Origin of the sequence: Konateibacter massiliensis, assembly GCF_900184995.1 — a bacterium.
Lineage (GTDB): Bacteria > Bacillota > Clostridia > Lachnospirales > Lachnospiraceae > Lachnotalea > Lachnotalea massiliensis.
In genome coordinates this window covers 874,803-892,624 of record NZ_LT860098.1, presented here as the reverse complement: position 1 = coordinate 892,624, position 17,822 = coordinate 874,803, and the positions used below count along the sequence as shown (strand labels likewise).

The 17,822-nt window shown below is 40.9% G+C and carries 17 protein-coding genes and 1 other RNA gene; 8 read left to right on the top strand and 10 right to left on the bottom strand.

Annotated elements, in window-relative coordinates; translation table 11 throughout:
• Nucleotides 1-7 precede the first annotated feature (7 nt).
• The 4 genes from CTY48_RS05355 (at nt 8) to CTY48_RS05340 (ending at nt 4,191) form a co-directional block, all read left to right on the top strand.
• On the top strand, nt 8-781 hold the full coding sequence (locus CTY48_RS05355; RefSeq protein ID WP_099467526.1) for a TatD family hydrolase: 774 nt from the start codon (nt 8-10) through the stop codon (nt 779-781).
• A 2-nt stretch (nt 782-783) separates the two neighbouring features.
• Nucleotides 784-1,647, top strand: coding sequence for a 16S rRNA (adenine(1518)-N(6)/adenine(1519)-N(6))-dimethyltransferase RsmA (rsmA, locus tag CTY48_RS05350; protein ID WP_099467468.1), 864 nt, complete (start codon nt 784-786; stop codon nt 1,645-1,647).
• 254 nt (nt 1,648-1,901) lie between these two features.
• Nucleotides 1,902-2,993 carry an HD-GYP domain-containing protein gene (locus CTY48_RS05345; protein ID WP_099467467.1) on the top strand — a complete coding sequence of 364 codons (1,092 nt, stop codon included), beginning with the start codon at nt 1,902-1,904 and terminating at the stop codon, nt 2,991-2,993.
• A 283-nt stretch (nt 2,994-3,276) separates the two neighbouring features.
• Nucleotides 3,277-4,191 (top strand): DUF6128 domain-containing protein, encoded by a 915-nt coding sequence (locus CTY48_RS05340; protein ID WP_143452693.1) that lies wholly within the window; start codon nt 3,277-3,279, stop codon nt 4,189-4,191.
• Nucleotides 4,192-4,194: 3 nt separating this feature from the next.
• On the opposite strand, the gene CTY48_RS05335 is transcribed toward CTY48_RS05340, so the two are convergent.
• A complete protein-coding gene (locus CTY48_RS05335; protein ID WP_099467465.1) occupies nt 4,195-4,746 on the bottom strand; it encodes a GNAT family N-acetyltransferase in 552 nt (183 codons plus the stop codon).
• 12 nt (nt 4,747-4,758) lie between these two features.
• Nucleotides 4,759-5,454 carry an anaerobic ribonucleoside-triphosphate reductase activating protein gene (locus CTY48_RS05330; RefSeq protein ID WP_099467464.1) on the bottom strand — a complete coding sequence of 232 codons (696 nt, stop codon included), beginning with the start codon at nt 5,452-5,454 and terminating at the stop codon, nt 4,759-4,761.
• Between the two features lie 294 nt (nt 5,455-5,748).
• On the opposite strand from CTY48_RS05330, the gene tadA reads away from it, so the two are divergent.
• Complete coding sequence (gene tadA / locus CTY48_RS05325; protein WP_099467463.1) at nt 5,749-6,285, top strand: tRNA adenosine(34) deaminase TadA; 537 nt, start codon at nt 5,749-5,751, stop codon at nt 6,283-6,285.
• A gap of 82 nt (nt 6,286-6,367) precedes the next feature.
• An RNA gene (ffs, locus tag CTY48_RS05320) (signal recognition particle sRNA large type) lies at nt 6,368-6,629 on the top strand.
• A gap of 220 nt (nt 6,630-6,849) precedes the next feature.
• Here ffs and nagA read toward each other — a convergent pair.
• Together nagA and nagB are read right to left on the bottom strand one after the other, a co-directional pair.
• Entirely contained in the window at nt 6,850-7,959 is a 1,110-nt protein-coding gene (gene nagA, locus CTY48_RS05315; protein WP_099467462.1) for an N-acetylglucosamine-6-phosphate deacetylase, read from the bottom strand.
• A 21-nt stretch (nt 7,960-7,980) separates the two neighbouring features.
• The gene (gene nagB, locus CTY48_RS05310) at nt 7,981-8,709 is read right to left on the bottom strand and encodes a glucosamine-6-phosphate deaminase (protein WP_099467525.1); all 729 of its coding nucleotides are present in this window, start codon (nt 8,707-8,709) and stop codon (nt 7,981-7,983) included.
• A gap of 419 nt (nt 8,710-9,128) precedes the next feature.
• Between nagB and CTY48_RS05305 the strand changes: the two genes are divergently transcribed.
• The gene (locus tag CTY48_RS05305; RefSeq protein ID WP_099467461.1) at nt 9,129-9,860 is read left to right on the top strand and encodes a GntR family transcriptional regulator; all 732 of its coding nucleotides are present in this window, start codon (nt 9,129-9,131) and stop codon (nt 9,858-9,860) included.
• 89 nt (nt 9,861-9,949) lie between these two features.
• Here the strand turns inward: CTY48_RS05305 and CTY48_RS05300 are convergent, their stop codons facing one another.
• The 5 genes from CTY48_RS05300 to CTY48_RS05280 form a co-directional block, all read right to left on the bottom strand.
• Nucleotides 9,950-11,341, bottom strand: coding sequence for a HAMP domain-containing sensor histidine kinase (locus tag CTY48_RS05300; RefSeq protein WP_099467460.1), 1,392 nt, complete (start codon nt 11,339-11,341; stop codon nt 9,950-9,952).
• A 3-nt stretch (nt 11,342-11,344) separates the two neighbouring features.
• On the bottom strand, nt 11,345-12,046 hold the full coding sequence (locus CTY48_RS05295; RefSeq protein ID WP_099467459.1) for a response regulator transcription factor: 702 nt from the start codon (nt 12,044-12,046) through the stop codon (nt 11,345-11,347).
• 4 nt (nt 12,047-12,050) lie between these two features.
• Nucleotides 12,051-12,257: a copper chaperone CopZ gene (gene copZ, locus CTY48_RS05290; RefSeq protein WP_099467458.1), complete on the bottom strand. Its 207-nt coding sequence runs from the start codon at nt 12,255-12,257 to the stop codon at nt 12,051-12,053.
• 74 nt (nt 12,258-12,331) lie between these two features.
• Nucleotides 12,332-13,036 carry a hypothetical protein gene (locus CTY48_RS05285; protein ID WP_236354736.1) on the bottom strand — a complete coding sequence of 235 codons (705 nt, stop codon included), beginning with the start codon at nt 13,034-13,036 and terminating at the stop codon, nt 12,332-12,334.
• Nucleotides 13,037-13,038: 2 nt separating this feature from the next.
• Nucleotides 13,039-15,525 (bottom strand): heavy metal translocating P-type ATPase, encoded by a 2,487-nt coding sequence (locus CTY48_RS05280; RefSeq protein WP_099467457.1) that lies wholly within the window; start codon nt 15,523-15,525, stop codon nt 13,039-13,041.
• A 289-nt stretch (nt 15,526-15,814) separates the two neighbouring features.
• On the opposite strand from CTY48_RS05280, the gene CTY48_RS05275 reads away from it, so the two are divergent.
• On the top strand, nt 15,815-16,177 hold the full coding sequence (locus CTY48_RS05275) for a winged helix-turn-helix transcriptional regulator (RefSeq protein ID WP_099467456.1): 363 nt from the start codon (nt 15,815-15,817) through the stop codon (nt 16,175-16,177).
• 136 nt (nt 16,178-16,313) lie between these two features.
• On the opposite strand, the gene CTY48_RS05270 is transcribed toward CTY48_RS05275, so the two are convergent.
• Complete coding sequence (locus CTY48_RS05270) at nt 16,314-17,771, bottom strand: urease accessory protein UreH domain-containing protein (RefSeq protein WP_099467455.1); 1,458 nt, start codon at nt 17,769-17,771, stop codon at nt 16,314-16,316.
• Nucleotides 17,772-17,822: the final 51 nt, after the last annotated feature.

The following is a 17,822-nucleotide window of genomic DNA, read 5'->3' as shown; positions in this document are numbered from 1 at the left end:
GGAAGTTATGATATTTGAGAGTCATGCTCATTATGATGATGATGCATTTGATCAAGATAGGGAGGAGCTTATACGCTCCTTACAGGAAAATGAAATAGAATATGTGGTAAATGTGGGGGCGAGTCTTGCCTCCACAAAATCCACACTTGAGCTTACGAAAAAATATCCCTTTTTTTACGGTGCGGTGGGTGTCCATCCAAGCGAGACAGAGGAATTGAACGAGGAAAACTTCAAGTGGCTGAAACAATGCTGTAAGGAGGACAAGGTTGTCGCAGTAGGAGAGATTGGGCTCGATTATTACTGGCCGGAACCGGGAAAAGAGATTCAGATAAAATGGTTTCAAAGGCAGCTCGCACTGGCGAAGGAAGAGAAGCTTCCCATTATCATTCACAGCAGAGACGCTGCGAAGGATACACTGGATGTGATGAAAGCGGAAAAGGCAGAGGAGTTAGAAGGTGTAATTCACTGCTTTTCTTATTCCAAGGAGACAGCCAGGGAATTTTTGAATATGGGCTATTATCTTGGCATCGGAGGTGTACTGACCTTTAAAAATGCCAAGAAACTAAAAGAGGTAGTGGAATATGCCCCGATTGATCGTATTTTACTGGAGACGGATGCGCCTTATCTTGCACCTGAGCCAAACAGGGGAAAGCGGAATTCTTCACTGAATCTGCCCTATGTTGCAAAAGAGATTGCGGCAATCAAAAATATAAGTTATGATGATGTAGTAAGAGCTACCCGTGACAATGCACGGAAATTATTTCGAATAGAAAGCAGGTAAGAATGGCGACATTAGGACATCCAAAAGAAACAATTGAAATACTAAATAAATATAAGTTTGTGTTTCAGAAGAAGTTTGGGCAAAACTTTCTCATAGATACGCACGTTCTCGATAAAATTATCCGCTCTGCCGATATTACGAAGGAAGATTTCGTTCTGGAAATCGGACCGGGTATCGGAACAATGACACAGTATCTTGCGGAGAATGCAAGAAAAGTGGTTGCGGTGGAAATTGACAAAATGCTGATTCCGATTTTGGAGGATACCCTGAGAGAGTATGACAATGTGGCCGTTATCAATCAGGATGTTTTGAAGCTTAATTTAAATGAACTTGTTGAGAAAGAGAATGAAGGAAAGCCGATCAAGGTTGTCGCGAACCTGCCTTATTATATTACAACGCCGATTATCATGGGATTATTTGAAAACCATGTGCCGATAGAGAGTATTACGATTATGGTGCAAAAAGAGGTCGCAGAGAGAATGCAGGCACTGCCCGGAAGTAAAAATTACGGGGCACTTTCCCTTGCGGTTCAGTACTATTGCGAACCGTATATTGTGGCAAATGTGCCGCCTAACTGTTTTATGCCAAGGCCAAACGTTGGCTCTGCCGTTATCCGGCTTACGAGTCATAAGGAGGCGCCGGTTCAGGTGAAGGATGAAAATCTAATGTTTGGGTTAATCAGAGCTTCCTTCAATCAGAGGCGTAAAACGTTGGTAAACGGGCTTAACAACGCACCGAATATCAATTATAGTAAAGAGGAGATTACTTCCTGTTTGGAGGGAATGGGATTATCTTCGAACATTCGCGGGGAGGCACTCACGCTTTCACAGTTTGCTGAATTGGCAGATAGTCTTAAAAATCTGTAAAAAGTATAAACTAAATGGTAAAAAGTTGAAAAATGCAATATTTTATACTATACTAAGTTATAATACGAAATAAGAGTTATAAGCCAATTACGAAGTGATTTTTTATGTCATAGAAAATGTCTTCGAGTTTCCTATGAGATAAAAACAATTAAGCGCACTTCGCGGAGAGGAAGTAGTTGATTTGCAACCCGCTCGGGCGCGAAGTGTGAGAAGAGCTTACGCTTTCTTATGTTAACCAGCGAGGGGTAGGGCGAATGATGAAAATAATAAAAGTAAGAGATTTGAAGCCAAATATGATAGTGGCAAAAGATGTTTACACACCGTTTGATGAACTCATTGTTTCAGCAAATACGGTACTCACGGCTCGTGGTATCAGACTGCTGGAATCTTACCATATCAGAGAGATATATATCAAAACGGCGGCGAAAGCGACAGAGGAAGTGCCGGAAGAAATTGAGGAAGGTTCTGCTCCTACGGCATCAGAAAAGATGAAGCAATCGGAAAGCTTCAAGGAATTTTACAAGGCATTCAATGATTCACTTAAAGTAACAGAAAAAATGATGGACGACATTGCATTTCGGGCGGAAGAAATCAACAGTGCTCTGGTTGACTCTATGATAGACCGGGTTGCAAAGGTAAGTAATAACGGAATCTTTATTTTTGATATGCTCCACTGTATGAGAGAGTTGGACGATTTGACCTATGCTCATTCTATGAGTGTCGCTCTTATTTGCAAGGTGTTTGGCGAATGGCTTAAAATGCCGCAAAGTGATGTGGATGCACTTAAAATGGCAGGCTTTTTCCACGATATCGGAAAAGTGAAGATACCGAAGGAAATCATATGTAAAAAAGGAAAACTTACCCCGGATGAGTATGAGATAGTGAAGAAGCATGCGGAGTTTGGTTATGAAATCCTAAAAGGAAAAAATTTAGACCAAAGAGCTATTATGGCGGCATTGATGCACCATGAAAAATGTGATGGTTCCGGCTATCCGAACAAGCTTAAGGGTGATCAGATAGAAGAGTTTGCTAAAATTGTTTCAATTGCGGATGCGTATGAGGCAATGACAGCAAGCCGCTGTTATCGGGAAGCAATCTGCCCGTTCACAGTAATCGGAGAATTTGAAAACAATGCCTTGCAGCATTATGAGCCAAAGTATATTCTTCCTCTCATGGAGATGATAGCGCAATCTTACATAGGTAATAATGTTCTTTTGAACAATGGTGTGGTTGGAAGTGTTATTATGTTAAATAAAAACTCTTTATCAAGGCCGTTTGTAAAAACAGAAAACGATTTTATCGATTTATCGAAAGATAAATCACTGAGCATTGTGAAGGTAATATAAAATAAAATACAGACTTTAAAAATGAAGTGCTCCTTGACGTAAACAAGGAGCACTTTCAATATTTTCTACGCCCTGAATTCATGAAACAATAGTCGGTTTTTCGTTTCATTCATTTTTGACAAGCACTTAGAATATAATACCTATATAATGAAATTAGGAGGGCAAGTCCGTGGCGGAATACCAACGATTTGTATCATACATATATTTATATGATAGGGGTGTCAAAGTAAAAAACTCAGGATTTGCAAAAATAGAGTGCAGAAATAATGTTCTCAGGATAAAAATGAATTTAAAAGGAATATTTAATACTTATTATGAGAAGTGGACAGTTTATCTGCTTGTAGAGGAAGGAAAAGAGCTGCTTGGTCTGTACGCAGGGGAGCTGAAAGGAAAGGGTACAAATGCAGATTTTCAAATGACAGGACATTCGGAGAATATCAATCATACATCAAAGTGCTTTACAGATGTAAAGGGCCTAGCCGTTATATCCTCGGGTAATAAAAAATATGCAACGTTTTGGAAGGATACGACTGCTACAATTGAGAGTTTTCAGGAATATCAGGAGGAAAAGGCTCATAAGCCTAGCAATGTCATAAACTTCTTTGCCGACAGAAGGAATCAGGAAGAACAGCTGGAAGCAATGTCTATGGAGGAAAAGGAAGAGCCGTCTCTGGTTAAACAGGAGGCACAGAGAAAACAACTGGTTGTCGAGCCGAAAGTAGAAAAAGGTGCTTCGTTTCTTCCAGTAGAGGAGAAGCCTTACAAAAAGGATTGGGAAAAAGAGAATCCAGAAGCAAACCCAGAAACAAAACCGGAGCCGGAATCAGAACCAATGGAAGAGCCGGAAAGTAATCTAAGTGAAAACTGGAACAGGTTAGTATCGGAATATAAAAATATCAGCCCGTTCCCGGAGCGGGATATACAGTGCATTAGAATTGAATTAAAGGATTTGAGAATTCTTCCAAAGCAACAGTGGATATTGAGCAGCAACAGTTTTGTGCTTCATGGATTTTACAATTACCAGTATCTGATATTGGGAAAAGTAAAAGATCGCTTTATCATTGGTGTGCCCGGAATTTTCTGCAACAAAGAAAAGTTGGTTGCCGGACTGTTTGGATTTAATGATTTCAAACCGGCACAGGTATCCGAATATAAAACAGGAAGATTTGGTTATTGGTATAAATATATAACGGATTAGTACTTATAAATCCTCATGTAAGAGGGAATATTGCTCGTGATCCTCCCAGCTGTTTTGTATGTAGATGTTTTTTCGGGCAATTCCCTCAAAGGAAAAGCCGGCGCGCTCAATCAGTGCCTTGGAGGCAAGATTGCTAGGTAATATATAAGCATTGATGCGATGAAGTTCACATTCCTCAAAAATAATTTTAATCAATTTTTGCAAGGCTTCAAGCGCAAATCCCTGATGGTGATATTCCTTATCAAACTTATAGCCGATGTTGCAGCTTGAATAAATATAGGACTGAATATTAGAAAAAGATACGGTTCCGATAATTTTATCGGGATCTTCTTTTTTGAAAACCCAGAACCGCACGCTCTGCATTTTTGCCATAGAACTGTATTCTGCAGACAAAAGTGCTTTTTGATAAGCTTTTGTATAAAAATGTTCAGGTCTGATAGGCTCGTAAGGCTCAAAGATTTCCATATTTTTTGCATAGAAATCTAAAACCTGCTGGGCGTAACCAGTGTTTAGTATTCTTAAAATAAGTCTGTCTGTTTCATGATAAGTTAACATAAGATTTCCCCTTTAATCTATACCTCTGATTTGAACCTGCTTTATATAGCGAGATAAATATTCTTGGAAGACAAGCAATTCGTCCTTGGAAAAGCCCGAGTAAATCGGATTGATTACATGCTCATTTTCCCTGTAATTTTGAAGATAAAGCTGGTCGCAGCCTTTAAGCCACTGTCCGATTGCTTCGATATCCTTCAGAGAGTGAAGCTCTTTTACCAAGGTCGTTCGAAACTCATAAGAAATGGCTGTATTCCTAATAATATGTATGGACTCCTCAATTTTATTCATGTCAATTGTCTCTAATCCTGCAAGAAGTGCATAGTGCTGAGGTGAGGATTTGATATCCATTGCAATATAGTCTAGCAGCCCTTCGTCTGTAAGCTTTCGAAGAACATTAGGGCGGTAGCCATTGGTATCCAATTTAACAAGAAGACCGATTTCCTTTATCTGACGGATAAAATATTCCAAATCAGAAGATAATGTTGGTTCTCCGCCGGTAATGCAGACGCCCTCCAAAATATTTTTCCGTTTTGCAAGATAGCTTAAAACATACTCGGTAGGAATAAGAGGTTCGTTGTCGGGCGCTAAAACAAGCCCCTTATTATGGCAAAACGGGCAGCGAAAATTACAGTTTCCTAAAAAGATTGTACAGGCAAGATGCCCCGGATAATCTAATAAAGTTGTTTTATTAAAACCATGTATTTGCACAATGTCTCCTTCGTATGTTAGAATTGTATCATGATACCAAGGTCAAAAGGTCATGTTTTTCATGCTAGCATGAAAAAACATGACTTTGGGACCTGCAAAACATGAGAAAGTAGCCCGAACAGGGCGGATTTCTCATGTTTTTAGGATTGTGGGAGCACAAAGTGCGTAACAATCCGTAAGTATCAGGAGTCAAAATACTATTTGACTCCAACATCATAATTATAACGCAAATAAAATAAGAAAAGAATAGTAAACACAAAATTTTGTGAAGGCGAACGGTATTTGGAGGAAGCAATGACGGATAGTGAAAAATATATGAAGGAAGCTTTAAAACAGGCGAAGAAAGCCTATGCGATAGATGAGGTACCGATTGGCTGTGTGATAACTTATCAGGATAAAATTATAGCGAGAGGGTACAATAAAAGAAATACAAACAAAAATACTCTTGCCCACGCAGAGCTGACGGCGATTCATAAGGCAAGCAAAAAGCTTGGGGACTGGCGGCTTGAGGGCTGTACACTCTATGTAACACTGGAGCCGTGTCAAATGTGTGCGGGAGCGATTGTACAGTCTAGAATTGACAAGGTAGTAATCGGGAGCATGAATGCCAAAGCGGGTTGTGCCGGTTCTATTCTTAATTTGCTGCAAATGCAGGAATTCAACCATCAGGTGGAAATTGAGTATGATGTGCTTCAGGAGGAATGCAGTCAGATTCTGAAGGAGTTTTTTGGTAAACTCAGGAGGAAGAAAAAGGAGAAAGCACTGCAGCCTGATGATACGGCACATTGCAGTCCGGATTGCAACGAGGAAGCTTCTGTGTCTAAGCAATGAAACTTCGCCAAAAACATTGACAATCACTGAAAAGAACGATATAATTAAACCCTTGGAACCAATTAAATATGTTATAAAGTTTCCACGCAGCTGGGGAGTTAGCGGTGCCCTGTACCTGCAATCCGCTATAGCAGGAGTGATGTTTTGCCTAGGGTATTCTACTGCAGAGCTGCCCTATATAAGTGATGTTGACGTTTGGGTCTTGCGCAACAGGAATCTATGAAATGTGTCAGGTCAGGAATGGAGCAGCACTAAGTAGAACCTTCTGTGTGCCGCAAGGTCGCCTGAGCCGAGTTAACTGTATAGGTAACGTTTGTGGTAGGTATTCGAAGCAAGACGCGTGGATTAAAATAAATTTGAATAATAAAAAAAGGGCCGTTGCGAAAGCAACGGCTTTATTTTTGTATCATAGGAAATTCTTTCGAATTTCCTATGATACAAAAGGCACTTCGTGCCAATATGCGCACAAATGCAGATGGAAGATGTCACTACGTGACTGCATTTGGCGCAACAAAACAAACAAGCCTCTCCTGAGTGAGAGACTTGTTTGCTTTGTTTTAAATACTATATAACATTTCCCCTTAGGATAACAGAGACAACATTAAGATCTTTATCCAATAAGACTAAGTTAGCATATTTTCCGGTGGTTATACTTCCCACTTTATCATAGATTTTTGTTTGCTTTGCGGGATTTATGGTGGCACAGGTAACGGCATCCTCAAGAGGAATACCAAAGGACACTGCTTTTTTCATGCAATCCATAAGATTTGTTGCGGAGCCGGCAATGGTACCGTCATGTAAGGTTGCTTTATTGTCTTTTACGGTAACAGCCAAATCACCCAGTGTATATTCACCGTTTTCCAACCCTGTGGCACGCATGCTGTCGCTGATTAGGACAATACGGTCCCTGCCAAACATTTTAAAGGTGGCACGTATTACAGGGGGAGATACATGGATTCCGTCGCTGATTAATTCCACCTTGGAGTCAGGCGTATCAAAGGCAGCGCCGACCAGACCGGGTTCTCTGTGGGAAAAAGGAAGCATGGCATTGTATAAATGCGTTACATGGCTTGCACCTTTTTGGAAGGCTTCCATTGCCAGCTCATATCCGGCGGTAGTGTGGGCTAAAGAAAGTACGACTTTAGACTTTAATTCCTCAATGGCATCCAAAGCACCATCCAGTTCAGGTGCCAGAGATAAGATTTTAATCATGTTTCCTGACTTTTCATTTAAGGAGTTAAAATGAGTGACAAAAGGTGTCTTTAAATAAGCTTCATTGTGGGCTCCTTTTTTAGCGGGAGCAAGGTAAGGTCCCTCCATATGGATACCCATCAGCATGGCACCGCTTTCGTTATTGTAGTTATGTGCATTTTCAAAGATTTTCTCTAAGTTTTCATCATTCAGGGCAAGACTTGCGGGGATAATGGAGGTAATGCCGCATTTTGCCTCATACTCAGCAATGTTTTTTAATGCCTCTGAGGTCCCGTCACAAAAGTCATAGCCTACGCAGCCATGAAAGTGAATGTCGATAAGACCCGGAATAACATAAAGTCCGGAGGCATCTATTTCTTTACCATCCGTAGAAACATCTGCCAATAATTCTTCGTTTATGGCGATATCAGTTTTCTGAAAAGTGGAGTTTTCTTGAAATACAAAACCATTTTTTATAAGCATAGTGTTTCCTCCAGTCTGATTTTACTCTAAAGCGGATAAAGCAGCTTCGTCCGCAACAATTGTAACGTCATGGTGAAATTGAAGAATGGTGGCAGGTATGAAAGGTGTTACCGGTCCGGTTAAAACCTCTTTTAATATCTGAGCCTTATTTTCTCCGCTTACAGCCATTAATATTTTCTTTGCATTCATAATGTGACCAACACCCATGGTATAAGCCTGTGTTGGAACCTCTTCCATAGAACTGAAAAAACGTGAATTTGCGTTTATGGTCTCCTGAGAAAGAGTTATTTGGTGGGTGCTCGGAATAAAGGTATCATTGGGTTCATTAAATCCGATATGCCCGTTGGTGCCAATCCCAAGAAGCTGCATATCGATACCACCCATATCTTCTATAATTTGATTATAGCGGGTACATTCCTTGTTAGCATCCGCTTCCATGCCGTTTGGAAAATTGGTATTTTTCAAATCAATATTTACATGATAAAACAAATGATGATTCATAAAATAATAATAGCTTTGATCATTGTCCTTAGACAGACCGCAGTATTCATCGAGATTTACAGTACGAACCTGCGAAAAATCTAAATCACCCTTCTTATACCAATCCACAAGCTTGTTGTATATACCAATTGGGGTAGACCCGGTGGCAAGACCTAAAACCGAATCCGGTTTTAAAATAACCTGAGCAGATAAAATATTGGCTGCCTTTCTGCTAATATCGTCATAATCGCGTGCTTTAATAAGTTTAATCACAATAGTACACTCTCCTTTATTTTTGTTGAAGTTAATGTTTATCTTTATTATATATAATAATATACCAAGTGTAAATATATATTTTAAATTTTTATTATACCATTTAATAAATTGGTATATGTTTTATAAAACAAACAATCCTATAATAGGTACAATATATCGAATAAAAAGGAAAAAGTAAAAATAATATAGTAAAAATACTTGAGATTATATAAAGGATAAAGTATAATCATAAAAAAATGGTATACACCATATAGTTGTTTCAAGCATTTGAATTGCGTTTTGTTATAATTTAGCCTTTGGGTTTTATTGCAGCAATTAATACACAGAAGTATGGGAAAAGCGTTATTGAATATTTTTGACAGAGAGAGTAAAATAAGAGTCAATAAGAAATCCAATGAAAGGAATGACAACGATTGAATAAGGTTTTAAAGGAAAATGGATTTCCGCTATATTATCAAATAAAAGACAGTATACTGAATATGATAGAAAACGAGCAATTAAAACCGGGGGATGCCATTCCGCCGGAACGAGAAATCTGTAAAATTCAGGGAGTAAGCAGAATGACCGTGAATAAAGCAATCATGGAATTGGTCAATGACGGTATTTTATACAGGGAGCAGGGCAGAGGTACTTTTGTTGCCAGGCCAAAGCAGTATAAGAAGTTATCTCAGTTGATAGGTTTTTCGGAGGAGATGGAAAGCAAGGGGCATGTTACCAGCTCTAAGATAATTTCCTTTGATATAAAAAAAGCGACACATCAAATTAAAGAAATTCTTGACCTGCCAGAGGATAAGGAATATGTCATTACAATAAAGCGGTTAAGGCTCATTGACAATGAACCCATTGCCATAGAAACCGTTTGGCTTGCCAGACACCGGTTCGTGGATATGTCGGTCGAGACAATTTTTGGACAGTCCCTTTATAAAATATTTCGAGAAAAATATGGATATGAACTAAGCAGTGCGAAGGAAACCATAGAGCCTAAAATATTGAATGAATTTGAGACGGAGCTTTTGAATCAACCGGAAAGTCAGTTGGCATTAAAGTTTAAAAAAATTGCCTATATAGGCGATCAGGTACCGATTGAATATACAGAGGCTATCTATCGAAGTGATAAATATAAGTATGAAATTCAGATATTATAAAAAAATCAAACATGGAAATAAAAGTACAAAAATTTCCTTGTTTGATTTTTTATGCCTACAGATGCAAGTGGAAGATGATTTCTGCATTCTTACTGCTTCGTGCTCTTGGGTAATACAACGGTAAAAACACTACCTTCATTTTCTACACTTTCAACAAAAATGCTGCCGCCATGCGCATGAACAATCGATCTTGCAATGGTAAGACCGATTCCGGCGCCTCCGGTCTTTCGATTACGTGATTTATCGGTCCGGTAAAAGCGTTCAAAGATAAGAGCGGTATCCTCTTTTGAGATACCAATTCCGGTATCCTTCACACTAAGGCTGCCGCTGGTTTCGCTATCCTTGACCTTTAGGCTCACGCGACCGCCTTCAGGCGTATATTTAATCGCATTGGACAATAGGTTCGTAATAACCTGACTGATTCTGTCCTTGTCTGCGTATACAATGGAGGGTGTGCCTTCAATAGTCAGCGTAATTCCTTTTTTTTCTGCCTCCGCCGAGAAATTGCCGGCGATAATTTTTACTGCTTCCAAAATATCCATATCAGATTGCTTTAAATTTAAATTATCGCCTTCCACCTTTGCAAGCCGCTCCAAATCTGCAACGAGACTGCTTAATCTTGTTACCTCCTCCAGACAGCCGGTAAGTCTTTCCGGAGTTGTTTCCCAGATTCCCTCTATCATTGCCTCGAGGTGAGAGCGAATTGCGGTGAGAGGAGTACGAAGCTCATGTGCAACGTTGGTCGTTAGCTGTTTTCGCAGATTTTCCTGTGCTTCAAGGTCTGTGGCAAGACAGTTTATTGTGGAAACAAGATGACTTAACTCTTTGGCTTTTGTGTTGCCTTCAAAGCGTATATTGTAATTTCCTTCCGCGATATGCTCGGCAATCTCCGCAGTTTTAACAATAGGGCGGGAAATCCGGCTTGCGAGAAGCCAGCCGACAATGAGGGAAAAAATACAAGAGATAATGCCTATGATAATTAAAACCGTATTAAAGGTGTTAATAAATTCAAAGTCATTCTCACTGTAAAAATAAGGTCCGTAATATTTCACAGAGACCAAGCCTACCCTTTCATTGTTTTGCGTCAGGTCATAAGTATGAGCTGTAAAGCCGCCTTGACTTTTTCGGTGGCTCATTCGCTCTGTGATTTCATCCATAATTTGATGACATAATGTCATATCATGGCTTTCCGCATCCCAGATGGCGGTACCAGAATTGTCATAGACGGTCAGCAAATATCCGTCATAGAGGGAGTACATGCCGATGGTGTGAAGGTAATTGCTGTCCCATGTTTGGGTATCGGTATTATACTGACTGCTTAAATCATGGACAATGTATTCACTTCTTGTCTGCTTTTGATTTGTAATATATTCTTCGAACTGTCTGTTGACTGTAATATTAGAGAGAAGACTAATCAGTACCACAGTGACGAGAACGACGAGCATAATGGAGAGGGATAGTTGGGAACGAAGTGTTTTCATCTGCTATTCACCTCCAAATTTATAGCCCAGACCATGAACGGTTATGACATAAGCCGGATTTCGAGGATCGTCCTCCAGCTTTTGCCGGATATTTTTAATATGGCTGTCGATGGCTCTGTCGTAGCCCTCAAAATCACTGCCAAGAGCAATCTCAATCAGCTCTTCGCGTGTAAACACCTTGCCCGGATATTTTACAAGCGCAGAGAGAATTTTCCACTCACTGGGAGTGAGCGTAAGGGAGATTCCCTTTTTTTGCAGCATATTTTTCTCGAAATCAATAATTAAATCTCCGCTTCCCCAAGAGTTTTTAGCGGTGAGGGGAATCAAATCATCCCCCGTTCTTCTAAGAACTGCTTCCACTCTGGCATACAGCTCCTTGAGACCGAAGGGCTTTGTGATATAGTCATCGGCTCCAAGCCCAAGACCATTTACAATATGTTCCTCATCCGCCTTGGCGGTGAGCATAATAATCGGAATACGCGATTTCTTGCGGATTGCCTGACATACTGTTTCACCGGATATGTCAGGAAGCATTAAATCCAAAAGCACAAGGGAGATGTTTTCTGCGTCAAACATCTCCAAGGCTTTTTTGCCTGTTTCCGCAGGCAGGGCGTGATGCCCTTTACTCTCCAAAAGGGAGCATACAACATCTAAAATTTTTGGCTCGTCATCTACGACGAGAATATTTTTGCTGCTTTTATTCATGCTTTTAGACTACATCATAGCCCTGATCTTCAATCTCAGCCTTAATTTGCTCTAAGGAGCTTTGAGCGGCATCATATTCTACGGTAACCGTCTTAGAGTCCAAGTCTACTGAAACGTTCTGAACACCTGCTAATGCGCTAACGGCACCATTTACAGCCTTTACACAATGTTCACATGACATTCCTTCTACATTAATAATTGATTTTTCCATTATAAATTCCTCCATATTCTTTGTATATTTAAAATTGTTTATTTAAAATGCCGCTTGGCAGCAGTTTTATAAAATTACTGTAAATCAAAAGGCTTCAAAAATTTGTATACGTCTGTTGCCTTGCCGTTAATTTCTACACTGACTGTCGCATAAGACCAGCCCTCTACCTGTTCAGGGGCAACACCGGCAGCGATCAAAGGTTCGGGATTTAACACAAAAACAATATCCTTATCCTGCGTTTCTTTTGTAACGGAGCTTGTATCCATATCCTTTGCCCATTCGAACATATTGCCATCACCAAGACTTACATTATAATGGTCCATTGCTGTGTGATACCCAACTGATTTCCCGTAGTTGGTTACAATCTGTTCATAGGAGGCAATAGGGGTGGCAGCATCTTTATAAACTAACTTATCATCCCCTAATTTTGTTCCGACTATCAGCTTATTATCAGAAAAGATATAGTTATCCGGCAGCTTTTCGGGGTCTAGTCCTGCATTTAAAAAGGGTTCTGCATCAACCTCAAGCATAATGTCGAAGGACGGGCTTTGGCTGTAATCCTGACTCCACAGAAAACGTACGCTGTTGTCCGGTGCAGATAATGACCAGCCACCGATTGCTTCATCAGCGGTAACGGAATCTGGAATGGCGCTTAATACTTTGTCAAATGAAGAAACAGAATCTTGGCTGACAACATCAAGAGAGGAGCAGCCAGTAAAAAATACTGCCAAAGTAGTGAGCATCGTTATAAGAGTTGTTCTTTTTATTAATTTCTTCATTATTATATACCTGCCTTTTCATAGCTGACAGGTTTGAATTTTTTTAACCTGAGAGCATTTGTTAATACGGAAACAGAGCTTAGGCTCATGGCTGCAGCGGCAAAAATAGGGTTCAAGAGTGGTCCGCCAAATAAATGCAGAACACCTGCCGCAATCGGAATACCGATTACATTATATCCAAACGCCCAGAATAAATTCTGTTTGATATTTCGAATTGTATTTTTACTTAGCTGAATGGCAGTCGGAACATCCATCAAATCAGAATGCATCAATACGATATCTGCGGATTCCATAGCCACATCAGTACCGGAGCCAATCGCAATACCGATATCTGCCTGCGCGAGTGCCGGGGCATCGTTGATACCGTCACCTACCATGGCAACTTTCAAGCCTTCTGCCTGAAGCTTTTTCACCTCATTTGACTTATCCTGCGGCAATACCTCTGCCAGAACCTTGTCGATTCCGACCTGTTTTGCGATAGCGGCAGCAGTCTTTTTGTTATCACCGGTAATCATAGCAACTTGAATGCCCATTTTGTGAAGACTTTCTATTGCTGCTTTACTGCTTGGCTTTACAACGTCTGCCACAGCTACAATCCCTGCAAGCTTATCGTCAATGGAAATATACATAGGTGTTTTACCATCCAAAGCAAGCTTATCACTTTCTGCCTCTAACTCAGTGAGAGAAATAGTTCTCTCTTCCATCAGCTTTTTATTTCCTGCCAATACAGTCAAGCCGTTTATCTTTGCCTCGATACCGCGTCCGGTCAGTGACTGGAAGCTCTCAACAGCAAAAAGCTCAAGATTTTTCTCTTTCGCACCCAAGACAATTGCCTGTCCAAGAGGGTGCTCGGAGCCTTTTTCGGCGGAAGCTGTCAGTTGAAGCAGATAGCTGCTTTCCATGCCGTCAGTTGTCAAAACATCCGTTACGGTTGGTTTTCCTTCTGTTATGGTTCCTGTTTTATCAAAAACAATTGTGTTAATTTTATGAGCGGTTTCAAGTGCTTCTCCTCCCTTGATTAAAATACCATTTTCAGCACCTTTTCCGGTTCCGACCATAATGGCGGTAGGAGTGGCAAGGCCGAGGGCACAAGGGCAAGCGATAACAAGCACGGAAATAAATATGGTCAGTGCAAATTCTAAGTCTCCTCCTGTTCCGAAGAACCATGCGATACCTGCCAGCAATGCGATAACGCATACAACCGGAACAAAGTAGCCGGATACAATATCTGCCATTTGAGCAATCGGAGCCTTTGAGCCCTGTGCATCCTCCACAAGCTTGATAATCTGTGCCAAAGCAGTGTCACTTCCGACCTTTTCTGCCTTAAATTGAATGGTTCCTGTTGTATTGAGGGAAGCCGTATAAACCGGATCACCTGCTTTTTTATCTACGGGCATGCTCTCACCGGTCAGCATGGATTCATCAATTGCGGTGTGTCCTTCGAGAACCGTACCGTCCACAGGAATTTTGGCACCCGGCTTTACGATAAGAATATCGCCGATTTCCACTTCATCAATCGAAATCTCTTTTTCCTGTCCGTTTTGCAGAATAAATGCTGTCTTTGGTGCAAGCCCCATAAGCTTTTTGATTGCTTCTCCGGTACGCCCCTTGGAAACTGCCTCCAAGGACTTACCAAGCAAGATTAACGTAATGATAACACCGGCTGATTCGAAATACAAGGCTTCCACCGCGTGAAAATCACCGTTGGCAATCAACACGGTATTATAAATACTGTAAAGCACTGCGGCACTTGTGCCGATGGCAATCAGGGAGTCCATGTTAGGGCTTTTCTGCCATAATGCCTTGAAGCCGATTGTATAAAATTTATGCCCGACAATGATGACCGGAATGACTAACAAAACCTCAACCAATGCATAGATAAGAGGATATCGCATCGGGTCAAGCGCTGCCGGGAAAGGAAGGCGTATAAACTGTATCATTGGCGCCATCGCAATGTAGAGCAGCGGAACCGAGAAAATAGCGGAAACAATAAATTTAGTCCAGAGAAGCTTAATTTCCTTCTGCTTTCTGGCGCGATCCTCAGCAGCGGCATCCGCTTTGTCAATCTCCAATACCTGGTAGCCGATTTTTTCAATGGTTTCCTTAATAGAAGAAAGTCGGATTTGCTGTGGATCATAGGAGACAGCTGCTTTTTCAGTGGCAAGGTTAACGGATGCATTCTCAACACCTTCTAGTTTTTTAAGACTTTTTTCTATACGCTGTGCACATGCGGCACAGGTCATGCCGCCGATTGGGATGGTGACATTGCTGTTTTTCGTCTTTTCCTCCACCTCGTAGCCGATTTTTGTAACAGCCGCTTTGATGGTATCCAGCGGAAGAACCGCTTCATCATATTCCACAAAAAGCTTTTCACTGGCAAGATTCACATTTGCCTGCTCAATGCCGGAAAGCTTTCGGACTGTTTTTTCTATTCGCTGGGCACAAGCTGCACAGGTCATGCCTCTAATATTTAATACCTGACTATTCATAAATGGTCACCTCACTGACTTATTTCGCAACCCGATAGGGTGCAGAACGTGAGCACAGCTCACACTTTCTTGTTACAATGCTATTGTATCAACAATTATTATCTTTTTGCAAGTATGCACTTTTCGGTAAAATACTATACAAAAGTATAGTGTCCGGAATAGTGCCAAAAGTTTGCTATTGACAGAAGGGAAAATGAATGATACCGTTTAAGAAAGTAATAAACTAAATTGATTGTATAAATAAAAAGGAAAAATAATATAAAAAATATATCAAAGGAGAGTACAGAATATGAAAAATAACCGTCCTGAATATAATTGCCCCGTTGACACAACAATAAACTTAATCGGCGGAAAGTATAAATCCCTTATTTTATGGCATCTTGTCAATAGTACGCTGCGGTTTGGTGAGTTGAGCAAGCTGATTTCCCAAGCCACTCCGAAAATGCTGACACAGCAGCTTCGTGAGTTGGAGGAAGATAACTTGGTAATACGTACGGTTTACCCGGTTGTGCCTCCGAAGGTGGAGTACAAATTGTCCGATTTGGGAAACAGCATCCGGCCGATTTTGGAAGCGATGTATAGCTGGGGAGCAGATTATTTAAAGGAAAACAATCGTGAAATAACCTGTTCCATGACCTTTAAGGAAGACTAGATTATTCTTTGTCCTCTGATTGCTTATCGGATTTTCCGCGCAGAAGAAATGCAGCAGCAATTAAACCTGCTACGGGTAAAATACAATGCCAATGATTTAAGAGAAATGTCATTTTTCTCACTCCTTTCTAATTTGTTTAATAACAACAAGAACCGCCGGTAGAAGGCACAGCAATTTCAGGGAACTCATTAAGGTCTTCCTCCTGATTTGAAGCGTCTTCCACCGGTGTTTCTATATCACCGGTTTGCCCTGTCACCGTGATAGAGCTTCGAATCATTCCCATCCAACAACTGTAAGGAACGGTTCCGGTCTTGTCAGGAGTGAATTCAATCACATTGTCACCCGTTTGAAATTCATAGGAAATATCATATTCTGGTATATATATCTTATAATTGCAGCCGTTGATACTTCCGGTTGGTGCGTTGATGGTCCATTTTACCGGAATACCGGCTTGAACGGTGATGGCTGGGTAGCGTCCGGAGGAGAGTGTGCTTGATACAAGCTGTACACCATCCTCAATGACAACCTCGTCACTGCTTTGAACGTCACTTGAGCTAGAATTACCCATCATCAGAGAGGAAAGGGAAAAACCGGATAGGTTAAGCCCTTGCGTCAGCATGGATAGTCCAAGCACAACAACCAAGACGGAGCCTGCTGTTATAATTTTCCGAGTAAATTTCTTTCCGAGCATGGTGCCGAGTGCGCCAAGTCCAAACATTAACGGTACAGTTCCGAGGCTGAACAAGAACATGGAAAATGCACCGGCAAGCGGATTGCCTGTGGAAAGAGCATATAGCTGCATCGCCTGAAGCGGTCCGCAAGGCATAAGTCCGTTTAGCAATCCAATCAAAAAAGGGCTGCCGGCTGTTGCCTTTTGGCGGTTAATTTTACCGGCAAATATTTTGGGCATTCTTGGAGTCAGTTTGCGAAGCGCGGGAAAAACTCCAAGCATGTTAATTCCCATAATAATCATAAAAATTCCGGCTATGAGCTTTAATAATCCTTGTGTTGTATTGGAAAAAGAAAAAACCATACCCAGTGCCCCTACGATAAATCCGACAATGGTATAGGAGGCAACACGGCCTAAGTTATAGAAAAAAGCGGGTTTTAAAGTGGAAATACGGCTTTTATCTCCCAATGTTTCCTCTTTTGGAAGACACTGAGAGAGATTGATGCCACCGCACATTGCGACACAGTGAACAGAGGTAATCAAGCCGATGAGAAAAAGCATGCCGTACCCCATGTTCGTCTGTGCTAGCTGGCTTGGGACAAGCAGATTTAGAATGCCGAACCGTTGCAGCAATATATAGAGAGAAATAATAATAATAAGCAGACCGATGGTTTGGTTTGTGTCAGGTGTATTTCCTGCTTTGTCAGGTAAAACGTCATAGTCTAGCTTTTCGATTATAGTAATAATATCTTTTAAGGAAATAATATCCGTATCAAACGTGATGTCCGCAGTTCCCTCGCGAAAACTCACGGTCGCGCTTTGAATACCTGCTGTGCTGCGAAGCCTTTTTTCGATTTTATTCTGACAGCTCACACAGGTCATATTGCCAATTCTAAGCTTTTTTGTTTTGATTTGGGCTTTCATTTTGTTTTCCTCCTGCCAAATGATACAGATAGGATAACAAGAAAATTTGTA